Source organism: Rhodoferax ferrireducens, assembly GCF_031458075.1.
Classification (GTDB): domain Bacteria; phylum Pseudomonadota; class Gammaproteobacteria; order Burkholderiales; family Burkholderiaceae_C; genus Rhodoferax_B; species Rhodoferax_B ferrireducens_A.
On sequence record NZ_JAVDXT010000003.1, the window covers coordinates 382595 to 399571 of the forward strand.

The 16977-nt window shown below is 64.2% G+C and carries 15 protein-coding genes; 4 read left to right on the top strand and 11 right to left on the bottom strand.

Annotated elements, in window-relative coordinates; translation table 11 throughout:
- Window positions 1-176: 176 nt before the first annotated feature.
- The 10 genes from J2X19_RS17190 to J2X19_RS17235 form a co-directional block, all read right to left on the bottom strand.
- On the bottom strand, window positions 177-1457 hold the full coding sequence (locus J2X19_RS17190; RefSeq protein ID WP_310375036.1) for a lytic murein transglycosylase: 1281 nt from the start codon (window positions 1455-1457) through the stop codon (window positions 177-179).
- A 47-nt stretch (window positions 1458-1504) separates the two neighbouring features.
- Window positions 1505-2980: an NAD-dependent succinate-semialdehyde dehydrogenase gene (locus tag J2X19_RS17195; protein WP_310375037.1), complete on the bottom strand. Its 1476-nt coding sequence runs from the start codon at window positions 2978-2980 to the stop codon at window positions 1505-1507.
- A gap of 20 nt (window positions 2981-3000) precedes the next feature.
- Entirely contained in the window at window positions 3001-4089 is a 1089-nt protein-coding gene (locus J2X19_RS17200; RefSeq protein WP_310375038.1) for a tartrate dehydrogenase, read from the bottom strand.
- Window positions 4090-4103: 14 nt separating this feature from the next.
- Window positions 4104-5723 (bottom strand): ABC transporter ATP-binding protein, encoded by a 1620-nt coding sequence (locus tag J2X19_RS17205; RefSeq protein WP_310375039.1) that lies wholly within the window; start codon window positions 5721-5723, stop codon window positions 4104-4106.
- Window positions 5723-6613: an ABC transporter permease gene (locus tag J2X19_RS17210; RefSeq protein WP_310375040.1), complete on the bottom strand. Its 891-nt coding sequence runs from the start codon at window positions 6611-6613 to the stop codon at window positions 5723-5725. The genes J2X19_RS17205 and J2X19_RS17210 overlap by 1 nt, the downstream gene beginning before the upstream one ends.
- A gap of 68 nt (window positions 6614-6681) precedes the next feature.
- On the bottom strand, window positions 6682-7638 hold the full coding sequence (locus tag J2X19_RS17215; RefSeq protein ID WP_310375041.1) for an ABC transporter permease: 957 nt from the start codon (window positions 7636-7638) through the stop codon (window positions 6682-6684).
- Between the two features lie 125 nt (window positions 7639-7763).
- Window positions 7764-9383: an ABC transporter substrate-binding protein gene (locus J2X19_RS17220; protein WP_310375042.1), complete on the bottom strand. Its 1620-nt coding sequence runs from the start codon at window positions 9381-9383 to the stop codon at window positions 7764-7766.
- Between the two features lie 66 nt (window positions 9384-9449).
- A complete protein-coding gene (locus J2X19_RS17225) occupies window positions 9450-10742 on the bottom strand; it encodes an NAD(P)/FAD-dependent oxidoreductase (RefSeq protein ID WP_310375043.1) in 1293 nt (430 codons plus the stop codon).
- 43 nt (window positions 10743-10785) lie between these two features.
- The gene (locus J2X19_RS17230; RefSeq protein WP_310375044.1) at window positions 10786-11451 is read right to left on the bottom strand and encodes a haloacid dehalogenase type II; all 666 of its coding nucleotides are present in this window, start codon (window positions 11449-11451) and stop codon (window positions 10786-10788) included.
- A 118-nt stretch (window positions 11452-11569) separates the two neighbouring features.
- On the bottom strand, window positions 11570-11932 hold the full coding sequence (locus J2X19_RS17235) for a hypothetical protein (RefSeq protein ID WP_310375045.1): 363 nt from the start codon (window positions 11930-11932) through the stop codon (window positions 11570-11572).
- 254 nt (window positions 11933-12186) lie between these two features.
- Between J2X19_RS17235 and J2X19_RS17240 the strand changes: the two genes are divergently transcribed.
- The 4 genes from J2X19_RS17240 (at window position 12187) to J2X19_RS17255 (ending at window position 16021) form a co-directional block, all read left to right on the top strand.
- Complete coding sequence (locus J2X19_RS17240) at window positions 12187-13065, top strand: GNAT family N-acetyltransferase (protein ID WP_310375046.1); 879 nt, start codon at window positions 12187-12189, stop codon at window positions 13063-13065.
- 7 nt (window positions 13066-13072) lie between these two features.
- Window positions 13073-14011, top strand: a complete 939-nt coding sequence (locus tag J2X19_RS17245; RefSeq protein ID WP_310375047.1) for a 2-hydroxyacid dehydrogenase — start codon at window positions 13073-13075, stop codon at window positions 14009-14011.
- A gap of 163 nt (window positions 14012-14174) precedes the next feature.
- Window positions 14175-14528: a cupin domain-containing protein gene (locus tag J2X19_RS17250; protein ID WP_116607683.1), complete on the top strand. Its 354-nt coding sequence runs from the start codon at window positions 14175-14177 to the stop codon at window positions 14526-14528.
- Window positions 14529-14581: 53 nt separating this feature from the next.
- The gene (locus J2X19_RS17255; protein ID WP_310375048.1) at window positions 14582-16021 is read left to right on the top strand and encodes an aldehyde dehydrogenase family protein; all 1440 of its coding nucleotides are present in this window, start codon (window positions 14582-14584) and stop codon (window positions 16019-16021) included.
- On the opposite strand, the gene J2X19_RS17260 is transcribed toward J2X19_RS17255, so the two are convergent.
- Entirely contained in the window at window positions 16015-16926 is a 912-nt protein-coding gene (locus J2X19_RS17260; RefSeq protein ID WP_310375049.1) for a LysR family transcriptional regulator, read from the bottom strand. The genes J2X19_RS17255 and J2X19_RS17260 overlap by 7 nt on opposite strands.
- Between the last annotated feature and the right edge of the window lie 51 nt (window positions 16927-16977).

Consider the following 16977-nt stretch of genomic DNA (forward strand, 5'->3'; position numbering starts at 1 on the left):
GCTACCGGGAACGCGATGCAGAAGGTTTCATCACCCGTAGGACACGGGTGTAAAAGACACGGTTGCCCTACGCCAAGATGGCGCTCGCAAAGGTTCGAAAATTCAAATAAAACTGTGCTCTAGCGCATATGTTGTCTGCGCAACACGCTATAAAAACAAGAGCGATTGGCGCCGTACTACTTCTGCTGCAGGCGCTGCAGCAAGTCCAGATCAGGATAGCCATCTGCCGGCAGGCCGATGCTGCGCTGGTAGCGCCGAAGGCCGTCGCGCGTGGCCGGGCCCATCATGCCGTCGGGGGTGCCGCTGGCAAAGCCGCGCTGGTTCAAGGCCGTCTGCAGTTCCAGCAACTGGCTGCGGGTCAGCGCGCGCAAATCGCGTGGCCAGGGTGCTTGCACGCCGGGGCCATTGCCTAGGCGCTGCGCCAGCAGGCTCACGCCCAGCGCGTAGCTGGTGGAGTTGTTGTAGCGCAGGATGGCGCGAAAGCTCGGCCCCACCAGAAAGGCCGGGCCGCGCGCGCCGGCGGGCAGCAGCAGGTCGGCGTCGGCCAAGTCCGGCAGCGGCGTGCCGTCCATGCTGCGCAGGCCTTCGGCGGCCCATTGGGCCGAGGACTGCCGCACGCCGGCATCGGCACGGCCTACGTCAAAGCCCGGCGGCAGCTGCACCTCGGTGCCCCAGGGCTGGCCGGCCTGCCAGCCCGAGCGCGCCAAAAAGTTCGCCGTCGAGGCCATCACATCGGCCATGCTGCCCCAGATGTCGCGCCGGCCGTCGCCATCGGCGTCCACCGCGTAGGCCAGGAAGTTCGACGGCAGGAACTGGGTCTGGCCCATGGCGCCAGCCCAGGAGCCGACCATGTGCGCAGCGTCGATGTCGCCGTTCTGCAGGATCTGCAGCGCCGCCACCAGCTGGCCACGCGCCCAGTCTTCGCGCCGGCCCTCAAAGCCCAGGGTCGCCAGCGCGTCTAGGGTCGGGATGTCGCCATAGTTGCTGCCGTAGTTGCTCTCCATGCCCCAGATGGCGGCCAGGATGTTGGCGGGCACGCCGTAGCGCGCGGCCGCAGCGTCGGCCTCGGCGCGCACCTGCAGCAGCTTGTCTTGGCCACGCGTGACACGTTGCGGCGACACCGCGCTGTCCAGGTAGTCCCAGACCGTGCGGTTGAATTCGGGCTGCGCCCGGTCCAGCTCGACCACGCGCGGCAGGTAATGGATGTTGTCGAGTGCCGCATGCAGGGTGGCCTCGCCAATACCGGCAGCGCGCGCCGTGGCGCGGAAACCGTCGACCCAGCGCACAAAACCCTGCTGTGGGGTAAGTGCATCGGTCGTGGCCTCTGCTGGACGGGTTGACGCCGCTGGCGCTGGGAGCGGTTTGGATGGTGTAGCGGCGCAACCTGCGAGCAACACGATCAGCGACGTGGAAATCAGCCAAGACCGGCGTACCGGCTGAGAAATAGATAAATGCATTCCGCCGATTTTCACCCACACGCCGCTGGCGCTCTTACAGCGGCCGGCTAAGCCGACAAAGACCCTTGGCAGACGTACTTGAAGTGCATGTATTCGTCCAGGCCATGGGTCGAGCCCTCACGCCCATAGCCCGAATCCTTGACACCGCCAAAGGGCGCAGCCTCGGCAGCCAAGGCGCCTTCATTGATGCCGACAATGCCGGACTCCAGCGCATCGGCCAGCCGCCAGATGCGGCGTACGTCGTTCGAATAGAAGTACGCAGCCAACCCGAAGGGTGTGGCATTGGCCGCCAGGATGACCTCTGCCTCGGTATCGAAGCGGGTGACAGGAGCCACCGGACCAAAGGTTTCCTCGCACGAGCAGGCCATGCTGGCATTCGCATCCACCAGCACCGTGGGCGCGAAGTAGTTGGCACCCAGCGCCGGCAGGCGGGTGCCGCCGGTCAGCACGCGGGCGCCGCCGGCCACGGCGTCCTGCACATGGCGTTCGATCTTTTCGACGGCGCGGGCATTGATCATGGGGCCGATCTGCGAGGCCGGATCGCTGGCCGGGCCGACCACCAGCGCACCGACCCGCGCCGCCAGCTTGGCGACAAAGGCGTCGTACACACCGGCCTGCACATAGATGCGGTTCGGGCACACGCAGGTCTGGCCGCCGTTGCGGAACTTGGACACCATCAGGCCTTCGACAGCAGCATCCACATCCGCATCGTCGAACACGATGAAGGGCGCATTGCCGCCCAGCTCCAGCGACAGCTTCTTCAGCGTGTCGGCCGAGCGGCGCGCCAGATGCTTGCCCACCGGCGTGGAGCCGGTGAAGGTGATCTTGCGCACGCGCGGGTCGTCAAGCCATACGTCCACCACCTCGGGCGTGCGTTCGCGCGAGGCGGTCACGATGTTCAGCACGCCGGGCGGCACGCCGGCTTCCTCGGCCAGCTTAACCAGCGCCAGCGAGGTCAGCGGCGTGTCTTCGGCCGGCTTGCAGACCACGGTACAGCCCGCAGCCAGGGCCGGCGCGATCTTGCGCGCGATCATGGCGGCGGGGAAGTTCCAAGGTGTGATGGCGGCGATCACCCCCACCGGTTCCTTGAAGGCAAACATGCGCCGGCCCGGCACCGGCGCGGGGATGATGTCGCCGGTGATGCGCGTAGCTTCCTCGGCAAACCATTCGACATAGCTGGCGGCGTACAGCACTTCGCCCTTGCCCTCGGCCAGGGGCTTGCCCTGCTCGCGCGAGATCAGCCGGCCCAGATCGTCCTGGTGGGCAACGATCAGGTCGTTCCAGCGCTTGATGGTCTGCGCACGCTGCTTGGCCGGTACCTTACGCCAGCCATCGAAGGCGGCGTGGGCGGCTTCCACTGCGGCGCGTGCATCGGCCGCCGTGCCATCGGGCACGCTGGCAAACACGGCATTGGTCGCCGGGTCGCTCACGTCCAGGCGGCGGGCGTCGCTGGCTTCGCACCATTCGCCGCCGATGAAGTGGCGGGCGGGCAAGAGGTCTTGGCGTTGAAGGGTCAGTGGCATGGTTGGTTCGAAAGAATGTTTCAGGCTGCAGCTACGCGTTCTGCAATGGCGATGCCGACGTCGGTGGTCGATGCCGTGCCGCCCAGGTCGGGCGTGCGCGGGCCGTCGCGCAGCACGGCTTCGATGGCCTGCACGATGGCATCGTGGGCCGCGCGGCCCACACCTTCGCTGCGGGTCAGGAAGTCCAGCATCAGTGCGCCGGACCAGATCATGGCAATCGGGTTGGCGATGTTCTTGCCGTAGATGTCGGGCGCCGAGCCATGCACCGGCTCGAAAAGCGAGGGAAAGCAACGTTCAGGATTCAGATTGGCCGAGGGCGCCAGGCCGATGGTGCCGGTGGTGGCCGGGCCCAGGTCGGACAGGATGTCGCCGAACAGATTGGTGGCCGCCACCACGTCGAAACGGTTAGGCTGCAGCACAAAACGCGCGGTCAGGATGTCGATGTGCTGCTTGTCCAGCACCACCTCGGGGTAGTCCTGGGCCACCACATCGGCGCGCTTGTCCCACCAGGGCATGCTGATGGCGATGCCGTTGGATTTGGTAGCCAGGGTGACATGCTTGCGCGGGCGGCTCTGGGCCAGGTCGAAGGCGAAGCGCAGCAGGCGGTCGGTGCCGCGGCGCGAATACACCGACTCCTGGATCACGATTTCCCGGTCCGTTCCTTCGTACATGATGCCGCCCAGCGAGGTGTATTCACCCTCGGTGTTTTCGCGCACCACGTAGTAGTCGATGTCGCCGGGCTTGCGGCCAGCCAGCGGGCAGGGCACGCCTTCGAACAGGCGCACCGGGCGCAGGTTGATGTACTGGTCGAATTCACGGCGGAACTTCAGCAACGAGCCCCACAGTGACACATGGTCGGGCACGGTGGCCGGCCAGCCGACGGCACCAAAGAAGATGGCGTCCACGCCCTTCAGCTGTTCCTTCCAGTCGTCGGGCATCATCTGGCCGTGGGCCAGGTAGTAGTCGCAGCTGGCCCAGTCCATGGTGCGGCATTCGAGTTCGAAGCCGAAGCGCTCGGCGGCGGCCTGTACCACGCGCAGACCTTCGGGCAGTACTTCTTTGCCAATGCCGTCGCCGGCGATCAATGCGATGCGGAATGTAGGTGTCATATCGGGTTCTCCGTTCAAGTAGTCAGCCGCGCAGTGTCCATCTCGTCCAGCCAGCCGCGGCGGAGCTCGGGCACGGAGCGCTCCAGCAGTTCGTAGTAAGGATGGTGCGGGCCGCGGTCGTAGTCGGCGCGGGCGACCTGGGCGAGCTTGTGGCCGTCCTTCATGACGACGATTTCATCGCAGACGGCACGCACGGTATGCAGGTCGTGGCTGATGAACAGATAGGACACGCCGAGTTCGCGCCGCAGCTCGGCGATCAGGTCCAGCACGGCAGCGCCAACGACGGTATCCAGCGCCGAGGTCACTTCGTCACAGAGTATGAGATCGGGGTCGGCCGCCAGCGCGCGCGCCAGGTTCACGCGCTGCTTTTGCCCGCCCGACAGACCGCCTGGCAGGCGCGATGCCACGGTGTGCGGCAGCTTGACCAGGTCCAGCAGCTCGCGGATGCGCTTTTGCAGTGCCGGTCCGCGCAGGCCCTTGTAGAAGACCAGCGGCCGCGCCAGGATGGCCTCGATGGTCTGCGAAGGATTGAGCGCCGTATCGGCCATCTGGAACACGATCTGGATCTGGCGCAGCTCTTCCTTGCTGCGCTCGGCCAGCGTAGGCGCCAGTTCGCCGTTCTTGAAAATGATGCCGCCGCCGCAGGGCTTGATCAGCCCGGCTACGGCGCGCGCCAGCGTGGTCTTGCCCGAGCCCGATTCGCCGATCACCCCGATGGCCTGGCCGCGGTACAGCTTGAGGTCGATGTGCTGCAGGATCAGCTTTTCGGGTTGGCCCTTGAGGTCGGTGGGACCGTAGCCGGCCGAGAGGTCGTGGATGTCCAGCAACAGCTCGCTGCCACAACCTTGCGGCGACACACGCGGCGCCGGCCGCGCGGCAGCCAGCAGGCTTTGCGTGTACGGCTGGGCCGGCTGGGAGAGGATCTCTTCGGTCGCGTTGATTTCCTGCATCTGCCCGTTGCGCAGCACCAGAATATGGTCGGCCATCTGGGCAACCACAGCCAGATCGTGGCTTACGTACACCGCCGTGGCGCGGCGTTCGCGCACCACGCGGCGGAAGGCGCGCAGCACCTCGAGCTGGGTGGTGACGTCAAGCGCCGTGGTGGGTTCGTCGAGGATGACCAGGTCCGGATCGGTGATCAGCGCCATCGCTGCCATCACGCGCTGCAGCTGGCCGCCGGAAACCTGGTGCGGATAACGGTCGCCAATCGTCTCGGGACTGGGCAGCGCCAGCTCGGTGAAGAGTGCGATGGCCTTGGCTTCGGCTTCAGCACGTTTCATGAGGCCATGGATGAGCGTTGGCTCCACCACCTGGTCCATCAGCGTGCGTGAGGGGTTGAAGGACGCTGCTGCGCTCTGTGCGATGTAGGACACGCGGCGCCCACGCAATGCGCGCTGTCCGGCGGGGTCGAGTGTCAGCACATCGGCATCGCCGATGCGCACGCTACCGCCGGCAATCGTGCAGCCATTGCGCGCATGGCCCATGAGCGCCAGCGCGGTAGTGGTCTTGCCGGAACCGGATTCGCCGATCAAGGCCAGCACTTCGCCGGGCTGGATGGCGAAGCTCAGATGGTCGACCAGGGTCTGGCCGCCCGCGGTGATGTGCAGGCCTTTGACTGTGACTGGTGCGCCCATCAGTGTGCTCCCCGGCGGCGTTCGCGGGCCGCGCGGCCCGGCAGGTTGTCGATGACCAGATTAACCGAAATGGTCAGGCTGGCGATCGCCAGGGCCGGAATGATCACGGAGGCACCGGCGTCGGGCAGCGCGCCGATGTTCTCGCGTACCAGCGAGCCCCAATCGGCCGCCGGCGGTTGGATACCCAGTCCCAGGAAACTCAGGCCCGCCAGCAGCAGCACCACGTAGACGAAACGCAGTCCCAGATCGGACAGCATGGGGCCCAGGATATTGGGCAGAATTTCACGCAGCATGATGTACAGCGTGCCTTCGCCGCGGGTGCGCGCCACCACGACGTAGTCGAGCGCGTTGATATTGACCGCCAGTGAACGGGCGATGCGGAAAGCGCCTGGGATGTAGATGATGGCGGCCGTGGCCACCAGCATGGCCACCGAAGAACCGAAGCCCGCCACCATGATGAGCGCGAACATCTTGCTGGGGATCGCAGTCAGCGTGTCGAGGCCACGACTGAGCATCGCGTCCAGCGCCTGGCTTCCACTGGCAGCCAGCAAGGCCAACACGGTGCCGGTGCTGCTGGCAATCAGCGTGGCGATAAGGGCTACACCCACGGTGTAACGCGAGCCATTGATCACACGCACCAACATGTCACGGCCGAGGTAGTCCGTACCCAGCCAATGCAGCGCACTGATGGGGGCAAACACGGCATTGCTGCCCGAGCCGGCCATCGTGCGCGACAGCATCGCCGGGCCGAACAGCGCGGCGAGTATCCAGAAGGCCAGCACGGCCAGACCCACGAGGCCGGACAGGCCGAATCCCGATAGCCAGCGCCGACAGACGCCGCGCGGAGCCGCCACCGAGAGTGTGGCCAGGGTTTGCACAACAGGTTCCATGGGGTATCGCTTATGTTGTAGGGACGTGGGAGGATGTGACGGGATAGCGTGAACCAGGCATACGCATCTCAGCGGTGGCGCAGGCGCGGGTTGGCAACAATGCCGCAGACGTCAGCCAGAGTCACCAGGATCAGGTAGCCGGCGCAGAAGATCATGGTGCAAGCCTGCACCAGCGGCATATCGCGCTGCGTGACCGCATCGACCATCAGCTTGGCGATGCCGGGGTAGTTGAAAATGGTCTCGATGATGATCACGCCGCCCAGCAGGTAGGACAGGCTGAACGCCACCGCATTGGCGATGGGGCCGATCGCATTGGGCAGCGCGTGGGCCATCACCGTGCGCAGCGGCGATGCGCCCTTGAGCCGCACCATCTCGATATAGGGGGCCTCCAGCTGGTCAATGACCGCAGCGCGGGTCATGCGCATCATCTGCGCGATGATCACGCAGCACAGGCTGAGCACCGGCATCGCAAATGCACGCAGCATCTGACCGATGGATTCGATATCGCTCGCATAAGAGAGCGCGGGCAGCCAGCGCAGCTTGACCGCGAACACCAACACCGCCAGCGTCGCAACCAGGAACTCGGGCACCGATACCACGCCCACGGCCGTCGTGGAAGCGAGGCGGTCGAACCACGAGCCGCGCCACACTGCCGAGGATATGCCCAGGGCCAGTGCGATGGGGACCGAAAACATCGCCGTCACGGCGGCGAGAAGCAGCGAATTCGGCAAACGGCTAGCCACCAGCTCACTCACGGCCGTGCTGGTGGTAGCGGAATGGCCAAGGTCGCCCTTGGCGACGCCACCCAGCCAGTAGAGGTAGCGCAGTGGCGCGGCCACATCCAGACCCATCTGCGTGCGTAGCGCGGCCAAGGCCTCGGGTGTGGCCTCCTGGCCGAGCTGTTCCTGTGCGGCATCGCCGGGCAACACGGCGGTGATCGCGAAGACCAGCGCCGAAACGGCCAACAGCGAAAGCAGCCCAATGGCGACGCGTCGGCCAAGAAGCTTGAGGATCAGGGCGTTCATTTCAGTCTTTCAATTGGCGGGCGACCTGCCGCACACACAGCGCTCGCAAGAAACGGGCGCGCGGTGCAGGGCGGTCGGTGGCTATTCACGCTCTCACGCAACGGCGCGGGCAGGCGCCAAAGCGTTTAGGCCTCCAGCCAGATATGCTCGGCGAAGGAGAAGCCCATCAGCCCGCCCAGCGGCCTGGCTTCCAGGCCCTTGACCTTGGAACTGTAGCCGTCGATGCTGGCGATAAACATCGGAATGCCGATGCCTGCTTCCTGGTGGATCATGGTCTGCATGTCGGCGTACTGTTGCTTGCGTTTGGCCTGGTCGGTTTCGGCCCGCGAAGCCAGCAGCAGCTGGTCGAACTTTGGATTCTTCCAGCGCGACTCGTTCCAAGGGGCATCCGACTGGAAGAACTGGCTCATCAGCGTGTCGATGCTCGGCCGGGTGTTGACGTTGCCGAAGCCGATGGGGCTGTTGAGCCAATGGTTAGACCAGTATCCGTCCGCGGGCATGCGCTTGACGTCCAGATCCAGTCCGATGCGCTGGCCGGTTTCCTGCATCAGCAGCGCGATCTCCGTAGAGTAGGTGGCCGCAGGTGAGGTAACCACAGGGATTTTGCCGGTCAAGCCGGATTTCTGCAGGTGGAACTTGGCCTTGTCCAGGTCCATCGTGCGCTGCGGCAGGCCGGCGAAGTAGAAACGGTTGGTCGGGTCGACGGGCTGGTCGTTGCCGACCGCTGCATAGTCCAGCGCGATGGTCTTTTTCATCTGCTCACGGTCGAGCATGTACTTCATGGCCATGGCGAAGTCGGGGTTGGCACCCGGGCCGAGGTCGCGGCGCATGATCAGGTCGGTGTACTGACCGGACTGCGACGTCAGGATGTTGTAGCCCGGTGTGCCTTTGACGCGAGCCACGGAGCGCGGATTGATGCCGTTGATCAAATCCATGCCACCGGACAACAGCGCATTGAGCCGGGCACTTTCGTCGCCGATGCCGACGAATTCGATCTCGTCGAGGTAAGGCTTGCCCGGCTTCCAGTAGGCGTCATTGCGGACCACGATAGACCGGATACCCGGCTTGAATTCCTTGAGTTTGTAAGGGCCGGTGCCGATACCGGCCGTGAAATCGGTAGTGCCGTCCTTGACGATGTGGAAGTGGAAAGTGGCGACGATGGTCGGCAGATCGGCGTTGGCTGCGGTCAATACGATCGTGACCTCGTTGGGGCCCGTAGCCTTGACGCTTTCGATCTGGTCGGCCAGCACCTTGGCCTTGGAGGCGGTGGTGGGGTCCTTGTGGCGCATCAACGAGTACACGACGTCGGCGGGCGACAGAGCCTTGCCGTCATGGAAGGTCACGCCCTTGCGTAGCGTAAAGACCCAGGTCTTGGCATCGCGGGTGGTGAAGGATTCGGCCAGGGCAGGCTGCGGAGTCAGGCTGGCGTCGAGCACGGTCAGACCATTGAAAAGCATGGTGCTGCGGCAGTAGTCGGCCTGGTTGGACTGCTTGGCCGGGTCGAGCGTGTCGGTGGCGGCAGTCTGCTGGCCGGAGACCCGAATGCGCCCGCCTTTGCGCGGCGTCTGCGCGTGTGCCGACATCGCGAAGGTGGCAGCGCCACCTGCCAGCGTAGCCTGCATGCCACCCGCCATGAGCATGGCGAGTACGTCGCGGCGCGAGGCGCCGCGGCGCAAGGACTCCATGACGCGGACACTGTCTGCGGGATGGACAAGGCTGTCGAACTTGTTGCTGCTGTCGCTCATGGTGGTGTACTCCTGGTAGACCTGTTGGGGGTGGGGAAGGTTGAAGGGAAACTGAAAACGCTGGCTTCAGGCCAGTTTGTCCTTGAGGCGGTAATACATACCCACCGCCGGTAGGAACCATGGGGCACCGAAGTGCCCAGGGATGGCTGGCCAGCTCCGGCCCTGCCAGGGATTGGCTGCAGTGTTGCCCGCCATCACCTCGGCCATGCGCTCGCCCATGTGTACCGACATTTGGGTGCCGTGACCGCTGTAGCCGGTCGCAAAGTAGAGGCCATCGCGCTCGCCCGCATGCGGCAGACGGTCCTGGGTCATATCGACCAGACCACCCCAGCAGTAGTCCAGGCGCACCTTGCCGAGCTGCGGAAAGGTTTCTGCCAGACCGGCGCGCAGGATTTCGCCGCTGGCCGCGTCCGACTGTGGGCTGGAGATGGCAAAGCGCGCACGCCCGCCGAAGACCAACCGGTAGTCGGCCGTGAGCCGAAAGTAGTGGTGGATGTTCGCCACCGTGGTGTAGGTGCGGCGTTCGGCCAACATGGCGCGTGCGCGCGCTTCACCCAGCGGCTCGGTGACGACGATGAAGCTGCCGATGGGGACGATGCGGCGGCGCAACCAGCCAAAGCTGCCATAACCACCATGGCGCGAAGCACCGGTAGCCAGCAGCACCTGTTTGGCCGTGACCGGGCCACGCGCAGTCTGCAGTGTGTGGGCATGGCCCTTGCCGATGCGGGACAGCCGCTGCACCGCGGTCAAGGTGTGGATTTGTGCACCCGCGCGTTCCGCCGCACCCGCCAGGCCTGTCGCAAAGTGGCCCATGTGCATCTGCGCGCTGCGTTTGTAGAGCAGGCCGCCGTGAAAGCGTTCGCTTTGCACTTCGCTGGCGACGCGGGCTGCATCCAGGACTTCCACGTCACTGTCGACACCATCGTCCCTGAGCCGCTGCGCGCTGCGTTGCAAGGCCGCCATCTGCTGCGGCCGTGTGGCCATCTTGAGCTTGCCGTGGCGCATGAAGTCGCAGGCGATGGCTTCGTTCTTGACGATGCGGGCCACGGTGTCCACTGCATCGTCGTAGGCGTGGTACCAGGCCCGTGCCTGCGCCACGCCGACCTTGGCAGCGACGTCCGCATAGTCCATCGCCAGACCGTTGTTGACATGGCCGCCATTGCGCCCCGAGGCCTCGGCCGCCACCCGCTCCCCCGCCTCCAGTACCACCACCTTGGCGCCTTGGCGGGCCAGCGCCAAACCGGCAGATAGTCCGGTGAAGCCGGCGCCCACCACGGCCACGTCCACCTGCGCCGGCAATTCGCGTGCAGCGGGGCGAAAAGCAGGGGCCGAATCGGTCCAATAGGAATCGAGCTTCATGGGCGGGGCGAGTAGGTGGTGCAAGCGCGTAAATGAACTGGAATCAGAGGCCAACGACGCCTGGCAGGCCACCAATGTCTTGGATTTCGGTGTAGCCATAGGCCGGATTCCCAGGGCCGTGGCCGCGGTTCACGAAGACCTTGTTGACGATGCCTATGTCGGCAGCCGACATCAGGTCATAACGCAGGCTGGAAGAGACATGCAGCACGTCTTCAGGGTTGCAACCCAGCGAGTCGAGCATGAACTCGAAGGCACGCAGGCGCGGCTTGTAGGCCTGGGCTTGCTCAGCGGTATAGACACGGTGGAACGGTGCACCGAGCATGGCAACGTTTTTCTGGATCTGAGCGTCCGCTGCGTTGGAAATAATCACCAGTGGGATCTCATGCGCGATCTTCGACAGGCCCGCGGCCACGTCTTCGTGCGGACCCCAGGTAGGTACGGCGTCGTAGTACTGTTGCGCGTCGCTGTCCAGGTACTGGATCTTCCAGGCCTTGCACAGGCGGCGTACTGCATTCTTCAGTACGGTTTCGTAGGGCTTCCAGTCACCCAGCACTTCGTCGAAGCGGTAAGCACTGAAATCGGCGATGAACTGCTCCATCCGGTCGGCCGGAATGCGGTCCGCAAAAATGACACGGGTCATCTCGGGCATGCGGAAACGCGTGAGCGTGCCGTAGCAATCGAAGGTGATGTACTTGGGACGAAAAGCCATGGTCTCTGATCCTTGGTATGCCGGTTTCCGACCGGGAGCGGGCCGCTTCCTAACCGATTTCTGCGACGTCTTGATGTGAAAGATTGAATCACGTAGCGTCACAAGGGTTGTATGGAAATTAACGCTGTTTTAGCCCCAAGCTGCGGTTTGATGTGGGGGCCGCGGCATGGCGTGCGGTTCGCACCGCATGCGTGCGCCGTGCACCTAAGTATTCGGTGGCGAAGTCGATCGGCACGCTTTTGAAGCGCAACGGAGTCTCAGCGATTCGGACCTGAATGTCCTTGCCTCTGCGCGCGGCTGAGCTGCGGCGGTTGCACGCCACCAGTACCCACACCTCCTCTTCGCCGGCTAGAAAATGTTGCCTGCGTACGGCGCCAAAGCGGTTCTTCCGCATGGCGGGAACGATCCCATACAAACCCCCATCAACCCCCATGGAATGGCCAGAAGGCGGGTGGATACAGAGCGGGTCGAATTGGCGCATGGCAATGGCGTCGGATGTATTTCTGACAAAAGATGACCGTCTTGTGAAAGCCGGCCCTGCAAGACCGGATACTAGGCAACAAGCCGCAGCATTTGTGTGCGTTTCCGAAGCTGTAGCGGCACTGAATTGCAAAGCCGGGGACTTTGACGGGAGATGCTTGCGAGTTATTGCGACAAGCATTTTGGGGCTGGCGCAGTGGATCAATGTGGGCCAATATCTACTGCATTCACATGTTCGCAAGAGAGATTTCCCGCATGCCTTCTTCCTCCCCTTCCGAGCTTTCGCTGGCCCCTGTGGTCTTCAGGGCAATGACCGCCGACGACATCGAACAAGCCTACGCCTTGTCAGCCGAACTTCGCTGGCCACACCGACCGACCGACTGGGCGCAAGTCTTTGCACATGCCGAAGGCACGGTGGCTGAGCAAGCGGGCCAGATCGTGGGTACCGGACTGCGCTGGCGCTGGGGCAAACAGCATGCGTCCTTGGGCTTGATCATTGTGAGCCCCGCATGCCAGGGCCGCGGCATTGGCCGCCAACTCATGGATGCCTTGCTCAACGGCCTGGAAGACCACACCGTGCTGCTGCAAGCCACCGAGGCGGGCCGCCCGCTGTATGAGAAGCTAGGCTTCAAAGTGACCGGCGGCGTGCGACAGCACCAAGGGCTTGCCACCCCCACCCCCCTGATCGCGCAGCCGCCCGGCTGGCGGATGCGGCCCGCGGGCCTGAACGAGCTGGCCGCGCTGCAGTCGCTGGACGCGGCAGCGCGCGGAATGCCGCGCCCTGCGCTCATTGAAGGCCTACTGGCCAGTGCGGAAGCCTGCGTAGTGCTTGACCATGAACAAACGCCGCGCGGCTTCGCCATGCTGCGCCGCTTCGGCCGCGGCCACATCATCGGGCCGGTAGTCGCACCTGACGTAGAAGGCGCCAAGGCACTGATCGCCCACCTGGCTGGACAGAACGCCGGCCACTTCACGCGTATCGACGTTGATGCTGCCGCGGGCCTGGGCGATTGGCTGGCCGCTATCGGCCTTGCTGAAGTCGATGCACCGACCACCATGGTGCGCGGTAAACCACTGGCCTATTCCAACAACGGCCCCGCACTTTTTGCCATCACCTCACAGGCCATTGGTTGAGGGAGGCATGATGTACGAGTTCAGTTTTGTCTACAAATCGGACCCGGTGCGCGGCCGCCAGTGGGCAGAGGTGTTCCGCGAACAGGCGCCCCACATCGATTTCCGCATTTGGCCTGACGTCGGCGATCCAGAGCATGTGCGCTTCCTCGCGGCCTGGGTACCACCGGACGACATCGCGAGCCGCTTTCCCAAGCTGCAGGTGCTGTTCTCCTCGGGCGCGGGTGTGGACCAATTTGACTTCCATGCGCTGCCGGCCGACCTGCCCGTGGTCCGCATGGTCGAGCCTGGCATCGTCAGTGGCATGGTGGAGTATGTAACCCACGCCGTGCTGGACCTGCACCGAGACATGCCGCAGTACCGTCGCCAGCAGCAGCGCGCCGAATGGCAACCGCGGCAGGCCAAACTGGCGGCCGACCGTCGCGTTGGAGTGCTTGGCTTAGGCTCACTCGGACAGGCCGTGCTGGGGCAGTTGAAGGCCATGGGGTTTGACTGCGCAGGCTGGAGCCGTTCGCAGCACCACATCGAAGGTGTGCGATGCCACTCGGGAAGCGAAGGCCTGGCCGACTTCCTGGCAAGCACCGACATCCTCATTTGTTTGCTGCCATTGACCGAGGCAACACGCGGATTTCTCAATGCACAACTGTTCGAACAGTTGCCCAGGGGGGCCGGCCTCGTGCATGTCGGGCGTGGACCGCAATTGGTTGACGTCGACTTGCTGGCAGCCCTCGATGCGGGTCAGATCGGCGACGCCATCCTTGACGTGACCGACCCCGAACCGCTGCCGGCCGCACACCCGTTTTGGTCGCATGCGCATATCGCGCTGACGCCGCACATCGCCAGCATGACGCATCCGCTGAGCGCGGCGCGCGTGGTGCTCGACAACCTGCACCGCTTTGATAGAGGTGAGCCCATGGTGGGCTTGGTGGACCGCATGCGAGGCTACTGAAAGACTGCGCAATCTGCCGGCAAACCGTGCCGGCAGATTGCGCTGCGAGGGGCCGCGAATCGGCAATTTCCCACTGTTGGCGGCACCAGCTTCGGCACCCATATTGCAACCTGCGCCCTAGCATAGAGGCATCAAGCAAGCAACTTTGGATAAGGCCTCTTCCATGTCAAAACTTCTCGTCTCCTTCAACCTCGACCAGCTCGGCGAACCACGCGAATACCGGCCGCCAGCGGACCGCGTTATCGAGGGCGATATCGTCTGCCGCAACTGGGATGTCGATAGCGCCAAGGATGGCCAGGTGCGTGCCGGCGTGTTCGAGTCGACGGTCGGCGTCAACCACTCCATCAAGGGCGAAACCTGGGAGTTCTGCCTGATCCTTTCTGGCGTGGTGGAAATCACCGAGGCCGGGCAAGCACCGGTGACCTACAAGGCTGGCGACTGCTTCATCATGAAGCCCGGCTACATCGGCACCTGGCGCACGATTGAAACCGTGCGCAAGGTATGGGTCATGGCCTGAAGCAACGGCCCCCGGACAGCACGGACCACCCTATAAGCACAGAAAACCAGACCATGGCAGCCCCCAACCTCACCCTCAACGACGCGCGGCTCTATATCGACGGCCAATGGCTCGACCGATCCAGCGCTGCGCAGATCGCCGTAGTCAATCCATACACCGAGCAGGTGGTGGGGCATGTCGCCGCCGGTTCATCGGCCGATGTCGATATGGCCGTGGCTGCAGCCCGGCGCGCATTCGAGACTTTTTCGCGCAGCACAGTAGAGGAGCGACTGGCTCTGCTGGGCCGCATCCTGGCACTACTGGAAGAACGCGCGGAACTGTTCGCACAGGCCATCGTGACCGAGATGGGCGCTGCGATCAGCTTCGCCCGGGCATCCCATGTGCCCTATGCCATCGCCCATGTGCGCGTACAGATGGAGGTGTTGCAGCGCTACGCCTTTCTCACCAGCGAGAGTGGCACGGCCTTGGCCAAAGAGCCGATCGGCGTCTGCGCACTGATCACGCCCTGGAACTGGCCGCTGTACCAGATCACCGCCAAGGTGGCGCCCGCCATCGCAGCCGGCTGTACCGTAGTACTCAAGCCCAGCGAGCTCTCGCCTTACAGCGCACAACTCTTCGCGCAGGTGATGCACGACGCCGGCGTACCGGCCGGTGTGTTCAACTTGGTGGGAGGCACCGGCGAAGTCGTCGGTGCGGCGCTGGCGTCGCACCCGGACGTCGATATGATTTCCATCACCGGATCGACGCGCGCGGGTGTGCTGGTGGCACAGGCGGCCGCCGTGACAGTCAAACGTGTAGTGCAGGAACTGGGCGGCAAGTCGCCCAATGTGTTTCTTGACGATGCCGACTTTGAGAACGGCGTTGCCAAGGGTGTGCTCGCAGGCATGCGCAACGTAGGCCAGTCGTGCAGCGCACCGACACGGATGCTGGTGCCGACGTCACGCCTGGCCGAAGTGGAAGCTTTGGCGCAAGCGGCCGCGGCCAACATCGCGGTAGGCGATCCGCGCGATGAAAAGACGGCCATGGGCCCGATCGCCAATGCCGCGCAGTTTGCCCGGGTGCAGGACATGATTGCGGCCGGCATGGACGAAGGCGCCAAGCTAGTCTGCGGTGGGCAGGGCCGACCGGCCGGACTGGCGCACGGCTTCTTCGTACAGCCAACCGTGTTTTCCAATGTGACACCCGGAATGCGGGTAGCACAGGAGGAAATTTTCGGCCCGGTGCTGGTGATCATGCCGTATAAGGATGAGGCAGAAGCTATCGCCATAGCCAACAACACGGTTTACGGCCTGGGTGCCCACCTGCAATCGAGCGACTTGGATCGCGCCCGCCACGTGGCGGGCCGCATCCGCGCCGGACAGGTGCATATCAACTACCCCACCTGGAACGGACACGCACCGTTTGGCGGCTACAAGCGCTCTGGCAATGGACGCGAATATGGCGTCCACGGCCTGGAGGAATACCTAGAGACCAAAGCCATCATTGGCTACTGATGGTGCCGCCAAGGAACCGGATTGAGTGCTTGACGCAGCATCGCGAGAAAGGCGGTTGTCCGCGCGCTGCGACCACGCCGCGAGCCCAACATGGCCACCACGTCGGCACCAGGCAGTTCCCATCCCGGCAGCACCGCACGCAAGCGGCCTTGCGCGATGTCATCCGCGACATTCCATTCCGAGCGGATGGCAATACCCATGCCGGCCAAGGCCCAGTCCCGTACCACGGCGCCATCGTTGCTGGACATCACAGGGTTAATGCGAACCGTCACGGGGTCGCGCCTGGCGGCACTGAAGCGCCAGAGCGTGACATCCTCATTGTTCTCCCGCACCACCAGGCAGCGGTGTCTGGCCAGGTCGCCAGGCTCGGCAATCGGCTCGGCGTGCTCCAGATACGCAGGGCTGGCGCACAAGATGCGCCGGTTCGGCGCCAGCGTAGTCATGATCTGGTTCGGCGGGCCTGCCGGCCCGATGTGGATCACCACATCGCAGCTTTCAATAAGCTGCGCGCCGGGGTGGTCAGAAAGCTCCAGCGAAATGCTCACGCCCGCATGCGTACGTGCGAAGGTCTCCGCGACCGGCGCCACGTGCAGCCTGCCAAAGCCATGCGGTGCGGCGACACGCAGGTGCCCGCTCACCTTGCTCGTACGGTCGCCAAGTGCTTCAGCGAGCGCGTCGATGGTGTCGGCGACCATACGGCCGTGTGCAGCGACCAGCGCGCCTTCGTCGGTCAGGCTAGAACGCCGGCCTGTGCGATCCAGCAGCTGCACCCCGGCACGGGCTTCCAAAGCTTGCAAGCGCTGCGACACCGCGGGCGGCGTGACGTTGAGCTTGCGCGCGGCTTCGGCCAGCGAACGGGAATCTGCCAGCACGGCAAAAAAGGCGAGATCTTCAGAGGTAATCATTAAGGCATAGCTTAATGTTTAATGCAGAAAACGTAAATTGCAAACTTATAG